The organism is Pedobacter ginsengisoli, assembly GCF_030244015.1.
In the GTDB taxonomy this organism is placed as follows: Bacteria; Bacteroidota; Bacteroidia; order Sphingobacteriales; family Sphingobacteriaceae; genus Pedobacter; species Pedobacter ginsengisoli.
In genome coordinates this window covers 586,307-608,313 of record NZ_JASSYX010000003.1, presented here as the reverse complement: position 1 = coordinate 608,313, position 22,007 = coordinate 586,307, and the positions used below count along the sequence as shown (strand labels likewise).

The window sequence follows — 22,007 nt, the reverse complement described above, 5'->3', positions numbered from 1 at the left end:
ATACTCCGTCATATATATTAATGCTGATTTTTCTGGACTTTTGTATCGTCGCCCTGTTGATTGAAGAAAATAGCTAGCTTATATTTTTTTAAATAAATTAAATAGATGTATATTTGTATCAACAATTCCCTGCACGCCTCTGGAAACATGCGCAACTTGCAGGGCTTTTTTTTGCGCTTTATTTTTCATGAGGTATACTAAGCCGGCGCTCAGTATACCTGAGCAGATAGAATTACTAAAATCAAGAGGGTTAATAATTGATGATCACTTAAGAGTAGAAAAATACTTGAGGTCAATAGGATATTATAGACTGTCTGGTTACATGTATCACTTGCAACTTGCTGATGGATCTCATAGATTTAAGACTGATGTCAGCTTTGACGATGTAATAGCCACTTATCAGTTTGATAAGAAATTGCGTTATCTCATTTCTGAATATCTAGAGCGTATTGAAGTCGCAACCAGGACGTTATTGACAAATGAATTTTCCATAACGCATGGTTTTTATTGGTATGCCGATCCGGACCGGTATATCAAACCGATTAAGATTGGAGCGTATCCAGACGGAGCAGACAGGATGTCTATGGATATTCATCAATACATTTGCGATTATGTTAAACACTACTTTTCTGCTCCTTCTGAGTTGTTTTTGAAAAAATTCAAGAATACTTATACTGCAGAAGCTTTCCCTCCATCAAATATGGCGATGGAAATTTTGACAATGGGCAAGCTTTCCAGGTTGTATGCACAACTAAAAAAAGAACCTGAAACACAAAATGTAGCTCTGGCATTCCATCTTCCTATACACGTATTTTCATCATGGTTTACTTATCTCACAAATGTTAGAAATGTATGTGCACATCATTCGAGGTTATGGAACAGGAAAATTACCGCTGATCGTTTTGTAATACCAAACAGAAAAGCACTTCAATTTAATGGGACATTACCTGATGACTTCAATACATCTATGTATGGTATATTGTCGATAATGATCCGATTGTTAGGTGCTTTCAATCCTCATAATAACTTATTAAAGAAATTTCAGAATTTGATGGCAGAATATCCCCAAATTAATATTTCTTATATGGGGTTTCCTGCTGATTGGGAAAAGAATCCGGCTTGGGACAAGCCAGTTGATAATGAAGTATAAAAATTGGATATCTAATCATTGAAGCAAACAGCTATCTTAGTGGAAAGAGACTAGGAGAAGTCCTACATTCAGAGATAAAGCGCTTACTGTAAATTAATATGAGTATGAATCAAGAAACGGTAAATTATATAGTCAAGTATTACTCCTTTCTTTACAACGCGATAGAGAAGCAGGCCATATAGCAGGAAATAATTATGATGTCGTTGGCTACCCCGGAGGATGTTGAGAATTATAAGAAGCTTTTCCCTAATGGGTTATCGGATGATGAGGATATGCTTGAATTAGTTGGCTTAAGTGTTGATGATTTTAACTTTAAAGTCGCGGAAAGATTGTTAAATGAGCATGGTGATGTGATATACTTAAATCTTTGTGAAAAATGCCTCTCATTAGCTAGAACACCGTTGGCAAAACAATGTCGACATTGTGGTTATGATTGGCATTGAAACCTATCCATAATTTAGTAATGAAGGATGGAGTTCTGTAAAGAAATATTCAAACTACATTATCGAACCAATTGCAAATTCAGTTGTTATATCAGCAAGAGATTATGGAATATGGAACAATTCAGAATAGAAGTTGCGGACGGCAATCAGGGCAAATTTTTTGACATCAAACCACTTGGGAATGTACGTTACGAGATTTTCGTGGAGGGGGAAACCATCGGAACCATTCAACTGGATGAAAAAGATCACGCGCACTGCGAAAGCCAGGGATGTGAGCTGGATATGCCCGTTTTGCAATCTATCAGGGAGAGCATTCAGTACCATGAGCAATGGAACCACGGAATGGGGCACAGTTAGCTTAACGAATTAGATATAAAGGTATGAAAAGCAGAATATTTATGATAACAGTAGCAACAGTAGTGATGGCATCCTGTTCCTCACCTGAAAAACGGGCCGAAACTGTAACCGATACCACGCAAAATACGGCAGTCAATGACACTATAAAAACGGACAGTACAGCGGCCGGTACTCTTAAAGCCACTGGCAGCATGAATGGCAGTAACAACAGCGGGGTAAACTCCAGTGATGGCGTAGGCCAGAAGGCAGATAAGTCCAGGGGCAACAAATAGTGAGCAAATTGTCGCCGCACTGCGGCGACAATTGAGTTGGACACATTTCTATACTGAGATGTGTAAGCTTGATCCATGCTGTTTGAACGCACTGCGATAAGCAAGAAACCAGACGAACTTATCGAGAAGGAGCTAAGAGAACTGAGGAAGAAAATAAAGTTACACCTGATTTGGTTTTTAGAAGTCCATTGTTTTTAGATTTTTTAGGATTAAAAGATAAGTATAATGAGAAAAATCTGGAGGATGCCGTACTGAGTGAGCTTGAATACTTTTCGTGGAGGGGGACAGCATTCAGTACCATGAGCAATGGAACCACGGAATGGGACACAGTTAGCTTTCCGCCCATAACGTGCTCCCGTGATTTTTAATTATCTGCTCAAATATAATTTTGTATTAATTTTAAAAATTCTGGTTATTATTACAAAATATTAATTTTTGAGAAATTATTGTTTGTTTTGATTGGTGTTGGTATCTTTGACTCAGCTTATTATTTTAAAAATGACTGAAAACGATGATGTTCTGTTGAACAATATGATCAGTGAACCTGGGGCGGAGTATGCGCTGGGAAGCAGGGATGGTCTTGTGACCTATATTAATCCTTTTCGGGATAAATTTTTTAAAAAGATCTTCGCTTCTGAGACCAGTAAGGAATTACTTAGGTTTTTTTTAAATGGAGTATTGGAGGGGAAGAGGCATATTCAAACGCTTACTTATGGTAAGAATGAATATCCTGGTGAAATTGATGCTGAGGGCAGTGCTGCGTTTGATGTGATTTGTACCGACACTAATGGGGTCAAATTTCTTGTTGAGGTCCAGCAGGAGAAGCAAAAGTATTTTAAGGAGAGATCGGTTTTTTATGCGGGCCGGTTAATCAGCGATCAGGCGCCCAAGGGAGATCCAAACTGGAAATACGATTTGCCGGCTGTTTATGTGGTTTGTTTGCTGGTCAAATTTGATCTGCCTGATAACACTTCTGAAAAGTATTGCCATAATGTAGGGTTTTGTGACTTGGCGACTGGAGTACAGTTTTATGATAAGCTGGAGTTTATCTATTTGGAGATCAAAAAGTTTAATAAAAGTAAAGGGGAATTGGAGTCGACTTTGGATGAGTGGTTGTATGCCCTTAAGTATGCACCTGAAATGAATGAGGTGCCTGATTTTCTTAAAACGCCTGGGCTTGACTACTTTTTTGAATTGGCTAAATTTTCTAATCTAACACCGGAGGAAAGAAATATGTACAGAACTAAACAACAAGTAAGATGGGACAATCAAAACGCTTTTGATTTTGCCAGAGAAGAGGGGATTGAGCAGGGGGCTTTGGCTGAGAAAAAGGCGATTGCCCTCGAAATGAAGCAAGATGGGATTAATGTCGATAGGATTATAAAATACACCTTGCTTTCAAAGGAACAAATTGAGGCTTTATAACCCAATTTAACAAAATATGCGGATGGCAGCTGTGTTGTTTCTCCCAGCATAGAAAACCAAATCCCGCTACTTTGCCGGAAGAATACTGGACGTGAAGTATATACTCGGCCAATTGCCGTATCCTTGCTTAAAAACCTCATTAATGATATTCATTGGGTTTTGTTTGAACCTGGATATATTCCTTCCACCAGCGTACATTATATTCATCCATCACCACGTCGTTTTTGATAATGCCGGATTTAAAAATGACCTCAAGGTGGAAACCAGAGTGAGATATGTTTGATTCCTGTTTGGTCTTTACGCTTGAAAATGTATAGTTTATCCCGCATCTCAAATGATGCTTGAATAAGCTATGAGTAAAACACTAAATGCCCTCAATCCAATTGCCTCAGATATCAAGCAAATGATTGACACCAGCAGGCAAAATGTTGCCATTGCTGTAAACAGTGAGATCACGCTGTTGTACTGGAAGATCGGGAAACGTATTAATGAAGAGGTTCTTGGGAATGAACGGGCAGAGTATGGGAAGCAGGTGGTAGTGGTGCTGGCACAACAATTAGAAATTGAGTACGGGACTTCATTTTCAGACAAAAACTTACGTAGAATGATGCAGTTTGCTTCCGTCTTTACAGATTTTCAAATTGTCGTATCAGCGATACGACAATTGAGCTGGACTCATTTCATTGCATTAATTCCGTTAAAAGATGCACTGCAACGGGAGTTCTATATTGAAATGTGTAAAGTTGAACGGTGGAATGTAAAAACACTAAGAGAGAAAATTGACGGAATGCTGTTTGAACGCACTGCGATAAGCAAGAAGCCGGATGAACTTATCGAGAAGGAGCTAAGAGAACTGAGGGATGAGAATAAAGTTACACCTGATTTGGTTTTTAGAAGTCCATTGTTTTTAGATTTTTTAGGATTAAAAGATAAGTATAATGAGAAAAATCTGGAGGATGCTGTACTGAGTGAGCTTGAATACTTTATTCTCGAACTCGGCCAGGGCTTTAGTTTTATAGAGCGGCAGAAAAGCATGGTTATTGATGGGGAAGATTTTAAACTTGACATGCTTTTCTACCATCGAAAATTGAGACGGCTGGTCGCAATAGAATTAAAGTTGGGAAAGTTTAAAGCAGCTTATAAGGGTCAAATGGAGCTATATTTAAGGTGGCTTGAAAAATATGAAATGCAGGAAGGGGAGGAAATGCCTATTGGGCTTATTCTGTGTGCAGAAGGGAATAGAGAGCAGGTTGAATTGCTGCAACTTGATAAGTCCGGAATAAAAATAGCTGAGTATTTAACTGCGTTGCCTTCACAAGAATTGCTGCAACAGAAATTGCATAAGGCAGTTGAAGTAGCGAGAAGTAAAATGGAAAATGAAGTTAGGTGTAGCTGAAATCTTTGATTAAAATTTGGTTTCATCTTTTAAATTGGTAACCCCGGTATAAAGTACCGTGTGATATCTATTTGTTAGTATATAAACCCATCCGCCTTTGTCCATAAGTTAATTATTGCAGCTAACAGTATTGTTATTTGAAGAGATGTTGGATCGGTCGTCGTTATGAGGTTAAGAAGCAATCTCAATGTGTCCAACCAAATGAGATTGCTTCGTCACTGAAGAGTTCCTCGCAATGACGAAATGGGCTCCAACTCAATTGCGAACGCAGTGCGTTCGCAATTGGAAACATTCGATAGAATTGTCTGAATAGTTCTATTTGCCTTCTTGAATATCCCGCACCAAATTCTGGTTCTAAAGAATCCGCAATGTGCTTTACAAGAAACTTCCCGTAGTCAGCTCTGTCTTTACCTTCTTGTTCTTCCAGGAATATTCAGTTTGCCCGTGATATCGACTTTCATGTCAAATGGGTGCAGATAAGTATCCAGCAGCATAGCAAATTCCCGTCTGGTAATGGCGCTTTCAGAATTGAATGTTGATGTAAATTTCAGTTCGTGGTTCCATTCCGATTGAATCTGGGCATCGAAACTTTTGTGACTGATTATAAACAGCAGTTCCAAAGCCTCGGCTACGTTCATAGTCCCCATAGGATGTTTTTCAAACCAGAGTACGCTGCTTTTATAATAGTCAGTAAAAGCATTCACGATATTCTTGATGTTTACAGTTTTTTCAGGATCAGCTTTCGTTCCACCCGGGGAATAATGACCAGGCCTTAGTAATCCTGTAGCGAAAATACGTTGAAACATCATAAAATCCGGGTCGTCCAGTTTTAGGTCATTGAAACTGTCGAAATACAGGCCTTCCATTAAAAGGATTTTTTGTACAGCCCTTACATCAAAGTCTTTCGCGCTGTTTGTCACCGTATTTGCCACCATAGCGCCTACGACTTGTCCAATCGAAAAACTTTTGCCTACAGCCGGGATGACCATCCAATTTTCTTTTTTTGTTCTTATAAAGCGCGCCAGGGGATAGGCATTCATCATATTATTTCCCCGGGAAGTACCTACCTGAGTCCGGTACAGGGCACCAGGCCAGTTGTCGGTTGTATTGGACACATCATAATTCATGATGAATTTACCAGGTGCAAACTCTACTCGTTGGGGGCCTATATCTTCAAAAATCCAGTCTGCCAGGATATGTTGTCCATTGGACAATTTTAAATCCCAGCCATCGTGTCTTTTAACCGCAGAACTAACCCGCAGCCCGGTTAATAGATTCAATTCTTTACGCGCTTTCAGCCATTGTTTTAAAATTTCCTGGCTTGTTTTGCCTGATTTCCGTTCATGTAAATACCGGCCATCCAATCCCAAAGTAAATGTGCTGTCGACTTCTTCAACATCCGTCCCCAACACCGTCGTGGAATCTATGATTAATGTCTTTACTCCGGATTTAGCAGCTTGAAGTCCGGCACCTATCCCCGCTGCGGTTGTACCGATCACCAGAAATTGCGTTTTTATAGCTTTACCGGCCGGTGTAATCTGGCGAGCCGCTGTGGTATTCAGCAAAAATATTAAACTGAGCAGCGTTAAGGTGTAATTCATATCTGGTTTGGTTCAGGTTACTTAAAGTTACCATTTGTTAGGATACTCCAGACAGATTGATTCCATAAGTAATCACTTGGGGATGCCATAGATGCTCTGATCTATTTTTTAACTTTGGTAATTAATTCAGAACTCCGAGTAATCTTTAAATGACAAAAATTGATATTGAATGGGACTAATTGAAATGAACCAAAAACTCTATGCCCGTTTAAATAACGAAATGATATAGTGTTAGAAGGGTCGATTGAAGGATATTATATCTAAATAATTCCCGCGCCAACCCTTTAATAGACTAACGCATAAACAAGCTTATGTGCATCTATGGTGTGCAGCGAATCACTTATTAGTAAAGAGAATAGCAGTATGATGATGAGGATACGTATATAAGAACTTATTGGGTATAACTTTGTCCTTCACAAACTTAATGTTTCATCTGCTTTATCGTCCTCGAAGTAAATTTCTTCAACCATATATTCCTGCCTCCTATACTTTCTTGGTAGCTATGGACCTTTACCCCTGTAGCTTATTAGGTCTTTTAAGAAACCTGAAGGAATTATGTTCAGCAGGTTAAACCGCGTCCCTACAGGGCTATCATCATAAACTATAAAAGTGTTGACTTCCGGACTCCAATGCGGCACTGGAACGGACAACGCACAGATTGTTAAGATAGCTGGACGCTATCAGACATTCAGATGCATCCATTGGAAACTGCTTGAAAAAGGCAGGATCTGAAATCAGTTGGTGCTAGTTGGTCTGCACATGAAAGAGTTGTAATGCGTAATTATACTTCAAATGTGTCTTTGCCCACTTTATAAACATTGGTGATAACTGCCTCCTTTGAATATAACTTTCAAGAAATGCCTTCGTGCGTTCGAACGTTTCAGGGTAATTCAGCAATCCCCGTCTCCAATGCTCATTTCTTTCAAAAATCTAGACAATTCTTTGTTTCTATTTTTGTAGCTTTTAGCTGCAGAGAGATGAAGCTTTTCTTGTGTCCGAGTTATTGCGACAAAACAATTTCTTCTTTCTTCCTCCATTTCCCTGGAGTCGTCTCCCGTCCGACAACTTTGCCAAGAAGGCATTTCTCCCTCGACAAGGCCGATAAAGTATACATACTCGAATTCAAGTCCTTTGGCAGTATGTATAGTCATCAAGACAACCGTATTAGGTTCGCGTGGAGGTTCTTTTGATCGTAGAGCAATACCCTGAACAACGTCAGGCAAATCGGGTAGTCCGCCAGTTTCTGATCTTATTTCTTTCAAAATCATGTTCCATGCAATCAAATCCTCATCAGCATCACTAAGCCCTTCATCTCCATTAGCGTTCTCAATTAATAGCGGTATAGCTTCATCAACTATCTTCTTCCAAGTAATCCTGGATCTAGCAAGCTTATTAGCCATTTCTCCCAATTTTTGAGCTAAGACACTAGAACTAGTAATTGCAATATTAGCCCAATGTTCGTAGTGGTTCATTCCTAAAGCGTCTGCTTCAACGGCCAACAGCGCTGGATCTAGCTCTAGCTTACAAATTCTATTTGCTGCATTGGTAAGTATTTCAAAGAGACGCCGATTAGTAGGTCGTATTGCTTGATCCAAAAGTGCATGCAGCCACACGAAATGTGGGGAGACAAAGTTATCTCGCCGTTGAGACATCGATGCCTTGACAGAGCAGGCTTTTAAAGCCTCGAGATATGGCTCCAAGAGATGCCTCGTCCTTCCAAGTATAGCAACCTTACCCCAATTTTCTTCACCCAGGTCAGCAATAGATTGAGCAATAGATGCCTTCTCCAAATCATCCGTTTCAAACTGGGTAAATATCGCAGCATTTAGGGGAGTTGTACGGCTAGCCAAAGTGGGTTTCCGTTCCGGCGATCTTTGTTTATTGTTACCAACCAATTGATTTGCCATTGTGACAATCTCAGGCGGACAACGATGATTTTCTACTAGCTGAATAAATTCTGGATCATAATCTTTCTTGAATTTTAAGATTTGTTGGTAACTAGCACCTGCCCATTGGTATATTATTTGATCGTCATCCGCGACCACAAAGACGTTCTTAAAAGTACCTCCAGACAAATAGTGTAGTAAAAAGTACTGGGCTGGAGTTGTATCCTGAAATTCATCGATCATCCAGAAGGGGTATGTTTGCCGAAGTCTAGCTGCAACTGCAGGAACCTGATGTAATAATCTGCAACTTTCCAAAATAAGACCTTCGAAATCTAATGCATTCTGTGTTTTTAAGGTTTGTTCATATAGTTCATAAACAGCCTTTTGGTGCTGGTTACCATTTTTTAAATATGCTTTCTCGGGTGTCACAAGCCTTGACCGAAGCTCTCTTATGGAAGGCAACAAGCAAATATCAGTTAGTGAAAAGTCTTTTCCATCCTCAATTTCGCTTTGCAAAGCGTCTCTAAGAAGGGCCTCTTGATCTTCTTTCTGTCCAAAAATTCCGAAGTCGGGACTTATACCGATGTGGGAACCATGTTGTCGTAAAATTTGGGTGCAGAAAGCATGAAATGTTCCTATGAACGTTCTTCTTTCGCTAACCCCTGGAATTAGAAATTCGACTCGTTCTCTCATCTCGTTAGCCGCTTTCGTGGTAAAAGTCAATGCCAATACTCTGAACTTTTTATCAGGCGTATCGTCCAACAGCTTGGCGATCCTTGTCGTAAGCACACGGGTTTTGCCCGCCCCAGGACCGGCCAACACTAAAGCAGCGCCATCGCCCCATTCGGCTGTTGTTCTTTGAATGGGGCTTAAACTATTTAAGGCGCTTTCAATAGGCTCAGTCATATTCTTTTAGCCTTTAAATCTTCGATTAATGAAACAAACTGCACTGGCATCTGAGCAGCAAGACCTGTGTCCTTCGCGATTATATGAGCCAATCGGCTCATATATGCGGTCTTTTTACCCTTGAGCTTTTTTGAGAACTCTTCAATTGTACAGGTCATAGCCTGGTTTACTCCAATATCTCGTAGGATTTCTCGCAACAACATTTCGTGTCCATCGGCTAAAAGTTGATCTTCTAAACTGTTTGGCAGTGTTAAGGTTGAGAAATGATCAGCTAGATCTTGATCATTAAAGCCGCGATTTAGAAGTTGCTTTTTGAACTGCTCGCTCTCTGCATCCCCATCTGTAATCATGTGCCATGGAATTTCGAACGATTCAGCTAGAGCAGCGTAAATTCCCGCATTGCCGTTATTTTGGAAATCAATTATAGCGATGCCGTGCTGGTCTAGATCGTAGCCCAAGACTTGTCCTAATGCATTCAGAAGTAAGTATTCTGAAATGCCTTCCACTAATATCCATCTTCGGGCAAAAAAGATTTCCCCACGGATTCTCCGACCTAAAAATGAGAGATCATTTTCGTCGTCTTTGGAAATTAATACTCTTCCAATACGACGAAGTGTTTCGATTTCTCCTTTTACTGCATCGGCATCGGCTTCAGTCGACCAGCATGCTGCCAGGTCGTCTGAAAGTGCTTTATTAAAGTGGCACAAAATATCGATTGTCTCCGTTGTTTGATTCTTAACGAACTCCTTGATGCCTCTTCCGGCAACGAGATTATTTACCTTCTCTGTCCACGGTAGCCTAGAAGGAATTAATCGTGGGATTGCAGAAACTCGAGTCTCTCCATTCTTAAATCTGACAATCCTCAGATTATGCAATGGAACGTTTTGAACAAAGTAGGGTGAATGAGTTGTAACAAGTTTTTGACCCGGCAGGGCCGATATTCTTGACCAGAGTGTTCTCGCGGCTTGGGGATGTAGATGGGCTTCGGGTTCTTCAATTGCAAAAATTGGCTCGGTACCTTCGTGTAGTTCTTCTGCCAATTGTTGGGCCGCCGCAGCTTGAAATAAAAACATTACAGATAGGCTCTGTAAACCTTGTCCGTGATGACCCAATGGTAACCAAGGACGGATTTCTTCGTTTCTAAGTATCACGCCTGCTCTTGAAAGCATATCCCACACATCAAGCGGCAACATTCTAAGTTTCGCTGCACCTGGAGTGTCTTCCATTGCAATCTCTGTAGCTAAGCCAATAGTTTTTGCAATATCCGTTAATTTGGGGTCAACTTCTAAAAGCTGCGCATCAAGCAAATCTAAGGTTTCCTTTATTGATGCTTCAAGGTCTTGAGGAACTTTTACTGATTTGAGCAAGCCACCCCAATTTCTGGAACGAGAGTTAAATTCACTATCCACATCTCGAAGCGCTCCTAACCACAAGAAAAGTATATAATCATAAAAACCGGATAGATTTATGGATCGCCTTTTTGGGGGAAGAGGTACGCCATTTTGATTTAAGAACTCCCAAGCGGGCTCAAAAGTTTCCTTGTCTATATTCCAGGTGTAAGTTATAGAAAAAGCAACCTTATTAAGTCCTACCTCATTTATGATCATAATTTCCTCTAAATCAGCAACCATGTCTGCGGGCCACGAATTCACTACTGGTTCAATAAATTCGAATGAAATTTTAACCGGAGGAGCCGTTCGGGGATCAGTATTCTCATCAACAAGATGTACATCATTTTCTGTAAAGCCTGTTCCTCGCTGGCCCCATCGCCTAGAGAGAGCAATTCTGACAGCTTCAATTATCGCCGACTTTCCAGAATTGTTTGCGCCGATGAACACCGTGGTCTCATCGAGTTCTAGATCTATCGCATTGATAGATCTGAAGTTTTCTATGTGTAGTTTTGAGATGCGCATGTAAAAGAATTATAAATTATTTAAAGCGGTTTAAATAATAACCTTATGACCAATCTAGATAAAAAAGTCGATTGAAGTTAAATAATTGATAAATAGTTTATTAAGGCCGACTGTAACTGGCTGACAAAAAATTAAAAGTACAGATTAATGGTGTTTATTGCTTAAACGTCTCATAATATCCGAGTTGCTGATTGAAGCCCGTAAATTTCTTATAGATCATTTGAGCGTTACCAGAGACAGGTTTTATTCCTTTGGAGGCGAAATGCTGATTTGATGCCGAGCAACAGTCAAGGGAAAACCACCTATTATTACTCTCAACCCAAAAGCATTTTTCTAACTTTAGCCTGCTTGTGCTAACAAATAAAAAACATGAGTTGCATTTTTATGAGAAGACTTAACAAGGTGATATTTTTTTCTGTATATGATGGCATAGTAGGCAACATGCTTGAAAAGATTGAAACATTATTGGAAAAGTCTAATGATTACTCTGTGATGAATATGAGCGATCTATTTGAATTCCATCATGTACATCAGTATTTTGAGAACAAGCTTTACCTTCGTAGGTGGACTGACCAACAGAAAGCTGGCTACACAGAAAAAGTAAAGTTAGCCATGAACCAACTCAAAACATTCTTTCTGATCTTAAAACAGGAAGACTTAATAAATCAAATCAGTAAACTTGAGTTTGATAACCGCAAGAATTTCTGGGAACTGTTCAGATTGTATGAAGTGTATAAAAAAACAGATTCAAATACATTTACTGAGTTATTGAATGTCTATCCGAATCACATTACATATATTCTTGAGTTCAAACAGATAGTTGAACATTTCAATATGGAAATTCGGGCATTTCTGTTGAATTACGAAAAGAGTGCTGAATTATTGCTTTCACATTTTGAAGAAAGTACAGGCCGCGCAAGTAACTACATTTTTCCTAAAAGCTTATCAGAGACAGACAAGCACAATATCATAACAGAATACTTAAATACAGAATTGCCAAATTTGAATTACATAGAACTGATTAAAAATTCCAGACATTTAAGACTTCCTGCTAAAATACTATTAAAAGCAAAACAAAAAGCAGAGGCTTTAAGCCGCCACTACTTCAATAAAGAAAATTCGAAAAGCTTCGGCGTCAGCGCCGCACTTGGGACTATACAATTGGAGCCGCTTAAATTGGAGAAAAACGGCACTGAACTTACAACTGTTTACGGAGCGCTTTATCTTGATTCACTCAATACAAACACTAAACTTTTCAGTGCATTCAACTTTTTGTTTGGTTATACCAATCAGCAGGGACTAGCCACACTGATTAGTAAAGAGACAGACATCGTTGGCTTTGAGTCGGTTTTGGTGCATTCCAAAAGTGAGTACCGTATAGGCTTTACTTTTCGACATAAGGCGCTAGAATCGCACATTCAACTGCAAATCCTGCGTTTGTACCTGAAAAATCGACATCGAACTATAGAAGGTCTTATTGAAGGATATATTAAAGAGTGTCTAATTGAGAAATATGAACTAAAAAACCTCGCTTTTAAAATACCTGGTAATGATCTAGATCCAGGAGACAAGCTCCGGCTCTTTGCACCTGAAATGGAATATCTGCTTAAACAGTATAAAAATTACGTGACTGATGGTGAAATCGACCACGATTTACTTCAAATCGATTCAACACAAATGTATTTAAGTGATATTCCAAGTGCGATTGAAAAGAAATACGTTACTTCAAGTCACCATTCGATTGCACGAATCCAAAATTATTTTTTTGACCCGCATGGCATATTATCCGGGTGGAAAAATGAAAAAGGCGAAAGGAATCTTTTTGAAATATTAATGACCGAACGGGTATTAAAATCTGAACTCGAGGATTATCAGCAAGCCTATATTGATGAGATTGTAAGGGATGGTTTTCTGATTATCTCTGAAACGGGTGAATTGCAAATGGCCAATCCGGTTCTCATTTTCATTGCTGGTGAAATCCATGAATATGGATGTATGAGTTACTGGCACTATTCGGCATCCGTTCAGGAAGAGATCGACAAGTCAAAAGCAGACGGCATTCTGCAAACTTCCAACAAACTCTTTACTCCCAAGGAGATCAGTTATATCAACTACTATCTTAATAAGAAAGAATTTAGCAACAGCCTGGATCTAAGAAATAAATATATGCACGGATCAAACAACAGGTCAATCGACCTTCAACAACAGGATTACAGTTATTTTCTGAGAGTGCTTATCATCATCTTATTAAAGCTGCAAGACGACCTGGAACTTAAATCAATAAATGACGCCATAGCATAATGGGCAAACAAAATGAATCAAAAAATACCTATCAACCGACTAATCCTGCTTGGAAACGGATTTGACCTTGCCCATGGGCTCAAAACCACATACAATGATTTCATCATCTGGTACCTGGTGCAAGCAATGGAAAAAGCGAGTATGCATCTTGAATACAAGGATGGGCTGATGACCATCAACTGTCCGCATTTCTATGCGATCAATAGCCTGTATAATCAAGGGCTTGACAAAGTCCCCGATTTTGTAAATTATTTTTATCATCATGGTTTTTCTCATATGATAAGTGAAGCCGGACTAAAATTTCAAGGCTGGCAGAATATCTATCAAAATCCCTTCAAATTCAACCTGCGCTCTGATTTGCTCAGCACCTTGTTGACAAGTTGCAGTAACGCAAACTGGGTTGATATAGAAAATACATTCTACGATAAGCTTAAAGATGTATTAAAGCATGAGAATCCGCAGCAAAAGGAAAAAGAAATCGCTGATTTAAATCAATCTTTCCAAATAATCATCTATATGCTAGAAGCATATCTTTCCACCTTGGATGGTTCAACTAATGTTGCCGGATATGAGACAATCATCAATAGCTGCTTCGAACCCGATGAATTTGTTGGATTGACAAATGAGGATGTGAATGGAACTATCGACCAGACGATGATCCTAAATTTCAATTACACTTCTACTATTAGGAATTATGTTGATGACCAAACGAATGATCAATCTCGCATCACTTTAAACTACATTCATGGCAAACTTGGAGATGAGAAAAACAGGCCGATTTTTGGCTTCGGAGATGAACTGGATCAGGATTACGCAAGTTTTGAGTTGGCTAAAACTAAAGGTATTTTTGAATACATAAAATCTTTTTGGTATTTCAAGACGTCTAATTACCATAATCTGATCCGGTTCATTGATTCAGCTCCCTATCAGATTTACATTTTGGGACATTCGTGCGGACTGTCAGATCGTACGATGCTGAACATGGTCTTTGAAAACAATAACTGCAAATCCATCAAAATCTTTTACCACCAGAATGAGCACTTTAACAACTATACTCCACTCACTCAGGAAATTGCCAGGCATTTTAAAGATAAGCAGGATATGCGGAGAAAGATTGTTCCTTTTGACAAATCCTCACCGATGCCGCAAGTACTTCTTGATCAGTGATACTCATCATTGTGATACACCAAAATTGTCTTTCACTAGTTCCTGGTAGAACATTTTATTCTCACCACTCTCCGTGAAATACTTCAAAAATGGCTCGCCGTCTCTTTCAATGCCAGATGACCAATAGGACCCTGCTGCATAGAACTGCTTGTTTGACTGCAGAAGTAACTGAAATCTGAATCATCTAATCCTAAAAATCACAGGTTGAATCAATTCTTGAAAAAATGTAAAGCTTAATTCTGATCTATAAAATAGGAATATTGGCCTCGCCTTCCTCTAAGTCCTGACTTTCAAAGATATGTTGAGTTTTCTGCCAAATTTGCTCGAATTGAATTTCGAACGCTGGATTTACCTTGGCCTGCTCCGATGCGATACCCATAAATATCTCATAGAATTTGACTTTCCCGAGCATGGCCCCTTTATCCTCTGCTTTATTTTTGAGCAGTTCAAAAAGAGTTATCGAATAATTTGTCACGTCAGTTATCAGGCTTTCATACAGTTGGTCATATTGAGGTGTAGATAGTTTTGCAAGAGTAGGATAAAATTTATTTAGCTTTTTAATATAGTCAATCTTGCATTCACTCATATTGCGCGTATAAAGATCATGGGCGAATTGATTCCGTATTTCTGCGAGACAAACAAATTTCGGTTTATGTTCTTCCTTTACTATATTCAGGTCGAAAAGCAAATTTATCTTCTGCAAGAAAGAGAGTGCTGAGCTCTTGTTTCCTACAGAGAGAGGGGTGCCAAATCCAATACCCAGTATAGATGCAACAATTCCATCTATAATATACTCGATTTTTACGGCATCATCGATGACTTTCGCTCTGGTTGACGAGGGTGGCAAATTGAATATAGGTTGTAAATCTTCCATTCTTTAAATTAACAAAAAAATCAGAAATACATTCTGGAAGTTAGTTTATCATGAATCTATAAATTGAGATTCGTAAAGAAAGACAACAGTAAGGAACAGTATTCTCATAAGCACGATCCTTAAGTCTCATAGCTTGCTTAACAAATGATTTGAGCTATATTTACTGCAATGAAAATGTCCAATAAAGTAGTTGTCAAGATTCTAGTATCTGTAGGAAGCGTTCTCGTCGGGTTAACTCATATTTTGTTCCCAAAATTGAGCATAGATGCGATAACTATTACTTTGATAGCTATAGCTATTGTTCCCTGGCTAGAAACCCTTTTTAAATCTATCGAATTGCCTGGCGGCGTAAAGATGGAATTTCAGGATTTGGAAAAAGCCACTGACAAGGCCATTAAGGCAGGCCTTATTATCGAAGATGAGATAGAACAACCCAATCTTGAAGCTTTAACAAAAGCCTATTCATTCATTGACCTCGCAATTGACAATCCAGCACTTGCTTTGACTGGATTGAGAATAGAGATTGAAAAGCGATTAAGAAGGCTTGCTGAAAAATTCGGTTTGGAAATAAAAGGGTATTCAATCTCGAGTCTAATGCAAAATTTATCCGTAAACGGGATTATAAATGCTGAGGAAGATTCAGCCTTGCGGGACATGGTGGGTGCTCTCAATCAGGCGGCACACGGAATTGAATTTGATATAAGAAATGTCGATTGGATAATAAAAACTGGACCGGCCATTTTGGAGAGTTTGGACAATAAGTTAGAGGACAGAGGAGGGCGTTTTTCTGTGGGTAAGTCAGACGAAAGGCAACATTGGATAGACATTTCGTATGCTAACCGTGGCGGCAGTACAACGAAGGAAATGATAGGCAATATTAATGAGCACACCGCATTATGGGAGATTGAACTTGCAAATATTTATTTGGCGTTGCTTAAGAAACTAAAGTCCCCTCATTTGGAAAAGTTGATTGAAAGCCAAGAGCACTGGACTGAACAACTTCGACTTGAAAGGGAATTCATTCAATCTTTTGACGACCTGCGTATGAAGGTTGGCACAGGCGGGCTCCTTGCCATAGCGTCTAGTTTTATGGGTAAAGTAAGAGAAAGAACGTTAGAGCTCGATGAAATCTTAAGCCTTTTCGCGAGTTAATGACTGCTTTTATCTAGCAATCTCTTCGACGATATTGATTATTTCTGTGGCTTCAACAGTGCCGCCTTTTAGCCATGTGCTTAAGTCCGTATTACAAAATTTAACCATCGCGTCGATGTTGCCATGGGGTGTGCCAGTATAGGCTTCAACAGCTCCACGTTTTAAGAAATATGTCTTTTCTGGATATTTGCTTTCTATTTGGGCATCAATGGTTGGATATGCGGACTTGGTCTTCAGTACAAACTCCTGATTATCAGTTTGAACAAGCTGGATAAAATAATCTAATAGAGGCTTCCAGGCCTTCCGATCAGGTTTTTTCAGAAAGTCCGGTTTGGAAGTCATTGCTTTATGAAGCTTTGCAAGTGTTCCTTTCTGGACAGTACTTAGGCTTGATAATTTTGCCTGCTTTAATTCGTCTTCAAATTTCACCCTGTCTGCCTTGCTTACTAATGTCGCACCGGAAAATGTATTTGAAAAAACATTGTCAAAGTCTCCGATGAAATACACTTGAAGACCAAAGTCCTCGAAAAACCTTTTCCAGTTTTTGTAGTTGCCTTTTCCGCCCATGTACAAGACCGCAACCGATTGATTTAACTCAGGCTTCAGCTCTTGGAGCGCTGCTTTAAAAAAATACCTATCTGTGTCACCCTCGACGAATATGATTTTTGAAGCAAAAAAGGCGTAGACAGCCCTTGTATTGTCCAGTATTTTTATGAGAGTTTTATAAGGCGCCCTAATGGTAGGGGACTTAGTAAGAGTGAAGTTGTCAGGGTCAAGCGAGAATCGTTGAACCTTGTCTATGGTATCGGAATTTATCAATGACTCGGAATGCGTTACTAGAATATACTGGCATTTCTGTTCCTTGTTTATCTCCGTAATTATTCGCATATATTCGTCCTGATACTGATGATGCAGGTGGATTTCAGGCTCGTCGATGATGACAAGCCCACCGTGCAAATCACCCCTGCCGAACGCCTCAAATACCAAATGCACAATTGATTTTTGCCCGGCGCTAAGGCTGTTGATATTGGCAATTGGCCTTTTTCTTTTGATATCCCAAAATTCAAAGGAATAGAACCAGGTTCGTTGCTCCGTTAACTTGATTTCTACTTTCAAGTCAAGCAATTTCAGCTTTTTATTAATCGATAGAAGAAATTTCTGGTCGTTTGCTTGTGTTTCGGCATCAACATTACTTAAAGAGCCGAATAGTTCAAAGTGCTTTTCCGCGATACGCAGCCTGACCAAGTTGAAGATAGCAGGCTCGGACTGGTCTGCTGTGTTTAAGCTTTTAGTATATTCCTGGATTTTGAGGTTATCAATTTGGGAAGATGCGAGTGAATCCTGAAGCGAGACATTTTGGATAAAGGTATTGTAGTTGCGGAAACTGCTAATCAGGGAAAAAGACTCGTAGAGATTTGGTAATAAATCGCCTGGTTGTTCCGCGTTATGGAAATTTATCAGTGCTTTATAGTAGTTATAGTTTATCAAATAAAGCATTCCAGGGTCAGTGTCTCCTGGAGTCGAAGTGGTGGTAAAGACTTTGCCATTTTTATCGAGGGTCACCTCAATGCTAAAGGAATAGTTCGTCACGTTGAAATCAAGAACCGTGATGCTATTTGAATAAGCAGTCGCTATCGCCTGAATTTTAACCTCCTCCTTTTTAAGAAGCCTGATATTTTTTTTGTCTATGTCGTCCAGTTCAATGTTAATTTTTATTTTTTGAGCGTCATTCTCAAATGTCCAATTGGGGTCTAACCTGAATTCAGAATAAACATTTTGATTATTTACAGTAATAATACTTCGTTTGTCCGTTTCGTTTAAAGTAGCCCTTCTGGGATATAGGTCTTGATTGGTTAGAAATCGTATGAATAACACTTTCTTGAAAATAAAGTTGATTACTTCCAAGGCAGTGGACTTTCCGGAGCCGTTCTGACCGATAAGGATATTAAGGTTAGGATCAAACTTTATGACGGGGGCGTCATCGATGTTCGGATAGTGCTTGAAGCTAAGGACGTTGGAGATTTGAAGAGATTTAATTTTCATTAGATTTGGCTAGGTGACGAATTTATATATTTATTATGATATAGCCTTTTTATTAATCTGCCTAAACTATATTTCAATAATCTTGAGATATAAAGTTTGCCTTAACTTAAGGGTACTTATTTTATACTGGCGCCGATTGCTATCGTATAGTTATGGAAAATGAAAGTCGGCGTTATCCAAATAGCCGCTGACGTTCCGTAAAAGCAAGGGATATCCCAAAGGGAGAATCGCCCTTGCGGGAAGAGACCGCTTGAAAAATTTACTTTGATAATTTTCCTCCCCTCTCTGTCGTTCCGACATCTCTCCCGTAGGGAGAGAGGAGCATGGTGCTTATTTAATTGATAACTGGATGGATTCGTATATAATCCGGTAGTGTTTTTTTCTGCTGATTAACGTTGAAAACACTTATTTCCCTTACAGGTTTAGTTGAAGGGCAAAAGTTCTATAGCTTTGCCTGGAGGTAGTTCAACCTCTTTGGTTTTTTAAAATGCGGAAGGGGTTGTGCTAGTTCAACCCCTTTTTATTTGGTGATTCACGTTGGGTAAGAAAAAAATTATATAAAGTTGGTAAGAAAATTTATATAAACTTGGTAAGAAAAATTTATATAAACTTACCACAACTTATAGTTAACTTTAATCTGAGGGATAAAATTCATAAAAATGGCTGATTACGCCGCATATACCGATCAGGAATTGCTGTCTTTAATAAGGGCGGGTGATCATGTCGCGTTCAATGAAGTTCATAAGCGGTTATTTAAAGTTTTATTTAAGGCGGCTCATAATGTACTTAAAGATGAAGATGCCTGTATGGATATTGTGCAGGAGGTTTTTGTCTGGTTTTGGGAGCATCGTGACCGGCATAGTATGAACAGTATTAAAGGATACCTCCTGATGGCCATAAAATATCAGGTGGCCAATTATATCCGGAGCGGAAAAGTAAGGGCGTCTTTCTTTGAACGGATGGCTGCTTTGAAACTGAGTGAGTCTTTTGAGGATGATACCCTTGAAGTCAAAGAATTGAAAGCCATTATAGAAAAATTTACGGGGCAATTACCTGATCGCTGTGCTGAAGTTTTCCGGTTGAGCAGACAGGAACACCTGACCAATAAAGAAATTGCATCGAGGATGGGGATTTCAGAAAAAACAGTAGAAGTACAGATTACCACCGCTTTAAAGAGATTGCGGGCACATTTAGGTAATGCCAGCAGTTGGTTTTTCTTTCTGATGTAAAATAATGTAAGTAACATCTTTTGATGGCGGGAATTTACATTGTTTAATGGCGGTCGCCCACTTGGCATTAAAAGTATGTTTTAACAGCAAATTCAAATTGGTTGATAAAAATCTGTTTAAAGGCGTCTATGTTATTTTGCTCGTAAAAAATCAGCATCGCTTTTTTATAGTAGACGGAATCTACCGTACGAAATGATATAGGGCAATATTGATGTGCAATAAGTATTGAATTACTGATAATTCTGGCTGTCCGTTTATATAGTGGAGGAAGATGCTGCCGGATAACTTTTAAGGTAATCTATGATTAATGTCGAAATATCTTCTTTCATAATATTGGTTATAGATCAAATAGAATGAAAATATAGCTCAATAAGTTTAAAAGTTGAGCTATATTTTCATTCTATTTGATCTATATTTCGTTTTTCTGAAAAGACAATAAGATAGAAGCCCGCCATTAAACGATGTGAAACCCCGCCATCAAAAGATGTAAATCACAAATAAAATAAAAATATTTTGATCTGAACTAGGGGATGGGTAGGGGCTTGCGTTACTTACCTATATACGACCCAATAAATGACCAGAGAAGAATATATCCTATTAGTTGGAAAGATTGTTGATGGATCAGCAACAGATGCAGAGATAGCTTTGTATAACGAATCCTTTAACACTTTTCAAAAAGATGAAGAAACCTGGGCGCAGATCCAACTGGACCCTGTGGTTCTGGAGCAAAAATCCTGGAATCAAATATATGGTAACATACAGTCAATAGAAAAACCTGTAATAAAATTATGGCCGAGGATCGCGGTCGCTGCCGCTGCGGTAGCAGCGGTTGTTTTCGGCGTTTATTTCTTTAATGCTAACCGTCATGCTAACACACCTCGTCATCCTGAACTTGTTTCAGGACCTCAAGATATAGCTCCAGGCAAGAATGGTGCGACGATAACACTGGCAAATGGTAAGGTGATAGCGTTGAGCGATGCGAAGAGCGGGGTGGTAGTAGGAGGTGGCAAATTAGCCTATTACCCGTCATTGCGAGGAGGAACGACGAAGCAATCTCCACTGCATGATGAGATTGCTTCGATACCTCGCAATGACGGGGAGGGTAAACAACAGATCACCGCTAGCACGGCTAAAGGCCAGACGTACCAGTTTACTCTTCCTGACGGAACGAAGGTCTGGTTGAACGCCGACTCAAAAATTAGTTTTCCCTCTCAGTTTTCTGGAAAACAACGCAAAGTATTGTTAGAAGGAGAAGGGTATTTTGAAGTGTCTAAAAACAAAGCAAAGCCTTTTATCGTACAAACGGATAAACAAGAGGTGACGGTATTGGGTACACATTTTAATATTAATGCGTATAGCGATGATACAGGGATTAAAACAACTTTGGTAGAGGGATCTGTGCGTGTTCGTCATCTCGAGGGAAGCGCATCGACGAGAGATCTCTTGAATAGCACAAACAAGGGATCTCTCCCTGTGGTTCGAGATGACGGCAATGCCGTGACCCTCAAACCCAACCAGCAAGCCCTTGTTACCGTAAACCAACCTATAACCGTAAAAGAAATAAACGCCGCTGATGCCATCGACTGGAAAAACGGAGAATTTGTGTTCCGGAAGGAACCATTGCAACAGATCATGAAAAGAGTAGAACGTTGGTATAACGTAAAAGTAATTTATAAGGGCGATATGAAGCCTGTTACTTTCTCGGGAACGGTTTCCAGATTTGATAAGGCATCCACACTACTCCGTTTGCTTGAAAAAACCAAGAAAATACACTTCGATATCGTAGGCAACAGCATTATTATAACTAACCCGAATCGTTCCGTTAATTAACCATATCATCAACTAACCAATTAAACCAAACCAGAAAAACCATGAACAGATATTTACGAACG

The 22,007-nt window shown here is 39.3% G+C and carries 16 protein-coding genes; 10 read left to right on the top strand and 6 right to left on the bottom strand.

The features are described 5' to 3' along the window. Positions 1–187 precede the first annotated feature (187 nt). The 5 genes from QEP08_RS14870 to QEP08_RS14850 all read left to right on the top strand — a co-directional run bounded on the left by QEP08_RS14870 (position 188) and on the right by QEP08_RS14850 (position 5,043). Positions 188–1,150 (top strand): Abi family protein, encoded by a 963-nt coding sequence (locus QEP08_RS14870; protein ID WP_285059188.1) that lies wholly within the window; start codon positions 188–190, stop codon positions 1,148–1,150. Between the two features lie 554 nt (positions 1,151–1,704). Beyond that, complete coding sequence (locus tag QEP08_RS14865) at positions 1,705–1,950, top strand: hypothetical protein (RefSeq protein ID WP_285059187.1); 246 nt, start codon at positions 1,705–1,707, stop codon at positions 1,948–1,950. Positions 1,951–1,973: 23 nt separating this feature from the next. Continuing rightward, positions 1,974–2,222, top strand: coding sequence for a hypothetical protein (locus QEP08_RS14860; protein WP_285059185.1), 249 nt, complete (start codon positions 1,974–1,976; stop codon positions 2,220–2,222). 498 nt (positions 2,223–2,720) lie between these two features. Next, positions 2,721–3,647 (top strand): Rpn family recombination-promoting nuclease/putative transposase, encoded by a 927-nt coding sequence (locus QEP08_RS14855; protein ID WP_285059183.1) that lies wholly within the window; start codon positions 2,721–2,723, stop codon positions 3,645–3,647. A gap of 352 nt (positions 3,648–3,999) precedes the next feature. Next, positions 4,000–5,043 carry a PDDEXK nuclease domain-containing protein gene (locus QEP08_RS14850; protein WP_285059181.1) on the top strand — a complete coding sequence of 348 codons (1,044 nt, stop codon included), beginning with the start codon at positions 4,000–4,002 and terminating at the stop codon, positions 5,041–5,043. A gap of 184 nt (positions 5,044–5,227) precedes the next feature. Here the strand turns inward: QEP08_RS14850 and QEP08_RS14845 are convergent, their stop codons facing one another. The 4 genes from QEP08_RS14845 to QEP08_RS14830 all read right to left on the bottom strand — a co-directional run bounded on the left by QEP08_RS14845 (position 5,228) and on the right by QEP08_RS14830 (position 11,349). After that, positions 5,228–5,413, bottom strand: coding sequence for a DUF1016 N-terminal domain-containing protein (locus QEP08_RS14845; protein ID WP_285059871.1), 186 nt, complete (start codon positions 5,411–5,413; stop codon positions 5,228–5,230). A gap of 37 nt (positions 5,414–5,450) precedes the next feature. After that, positions 5,451–6,644: a hypothetical protein gene (locus QEP08_RS14840; protein ID WP_285059179.1), complete on the bottom strand. Its 1,194-nt coding sequence runs from the start codon at positions 6,642–6,644 to the stop codon at positions 5,451–5,453. An 890-nt stretch (positions 6,645–7,534) separates the two neighbouring features. Beyond that, entirely contained in the window at positions 7,535–9,436 is a 1,902-nt protein-coding gene (locus QEP08_RS14835) for an ATP-dependent helicase (RefSeq protein ID WP_285059177.1), read from the bottom strand. Beyond that, the gene (locus tag QEP08_RS14830) at positions 9,433–11,349 is read right to left on the bottom strand and encodes an ATP-dependent nuclease (RefSeq protein WP_285059176.1); all 1,917 of its coding nucleotides are present in this window, start codon (positions 11,347–11,349) and stop codon (positions 9,433–9,435) included. The genes QEP08_RS14835 and QEP08_RS14830 overlap by 4 nt, the downstream gene beginning before the upstream one ends. Positions 11,350–11,733: 384 nt before the next feature. On the opposite strand from QEP08_RS14830, the gene QEP08_RS14825 reads away from it, so the two are divergent. Both QEP08_RS14825 and QEP08_RS14820 read left to right on the top strand, forming a co-directional pair. After that, the gene (locus QEP08_RS14825) at positions 11,734–13,650 is read left to right on the top strand and encodes a hypothetical protein (protein WP_285059174.1); all 1,917 of its coding nucleotides are present in this window, start codon (positions 11,734–11,736) and stop codon (positions 13,648–13,650) included. Positions 13,651–13,662: 12 nt separating this feature from the next. Next, positions 13,663–14,817 carry an AbiH family protein gene (locus QEP08_RS14820; RefSeq protein WP_285059172.1) on the top strand — a complete coding sequence of 385 codons (1,155 nt, stop codon included), beginning with the start codon at positions 13,663–13,665 and terminating at the stop codon, positions 14,815–14,817. Between the two features lie 244 nt (positions 14,818–15,061). On the opposite strand, the gene QEP08_RS14815 is transcribed toward QEP08_RS14820, so the two are convergent. Next, positions 15,062–15,691, bottom strand: a complete 630-nt coding sequence (locus QEP08_RS14815) for a hypothetical protein (protein ID WP_285059169.1) — start codon at positions 15,689–15,691, stop codon at positions 15,062–15,064. A gap of 174 nt (positions 15,692–15,865) precedes the next feature. Here QEP08_RS14815 and QEP08_RS14810 point away from each other — a divergent pair, with 174 nt between their 5' ends. Beyond that, positions 15,866–16,843 carry a lysozyme inhibitor LprI family protein gene (locus QEP08_RS14810; protein WP_285059167.1) on the top strand — a complete coding sequence of 326 codons (978 nt, stop codon included), beginning with the start codon at positions 15,866–15,868 and terminating at the stop codon, positions 16,841–16,843. A 9-nt stretch (positions 16,844–16,852) separates the two neighbouring features. Here QEP08_RS14810 and QEP08_RS14805 read toward each other — a convergent pair whose 3' ends face one another. Beyond that, a complete protein-coding gene (locus tag QEP08_RS14805) occupies positions 16,853–18,886 on the bottom strand; it encodes an AAA family ATPase (RefSeq protein ID WP_285059165.1) in 2,034 nt (677 codons plus the stop codon). 659 nt (positions 18,887–19,545) lie between these two features. On the opposite strand from QEP08_RS14805, the gene QEP08_RS14800 reads away from it, so the two are divergent. Together QEP08_RS14800 and QEP08_RS14795 are read left to right on the top strand one after the other, a co-directional pair. Then, positions 19,546–20,115, top strand: coding sequence for an RNA polymerase sigma-70 factor (locus QEP08_RS14800; protein ID WP_285059163.1), 570 nt, complete (start codon positions 19,546–19,548; stop codon positions 20,113–20,115). Between the two features lie 645 nt (positions 20,116–20,760). Next, positions 20,761–21,945, top strand: a complete 1,185-nt coding sequence (locus QEP08_RS14795) for a FecR family protein (RefSeq protein WP_285059162.1) — start codon at positions 20,761–20,763, stop codon at positions 21,943–21,945. Positions 21,946–22,007: the final 62 nt, after the last annotated feature.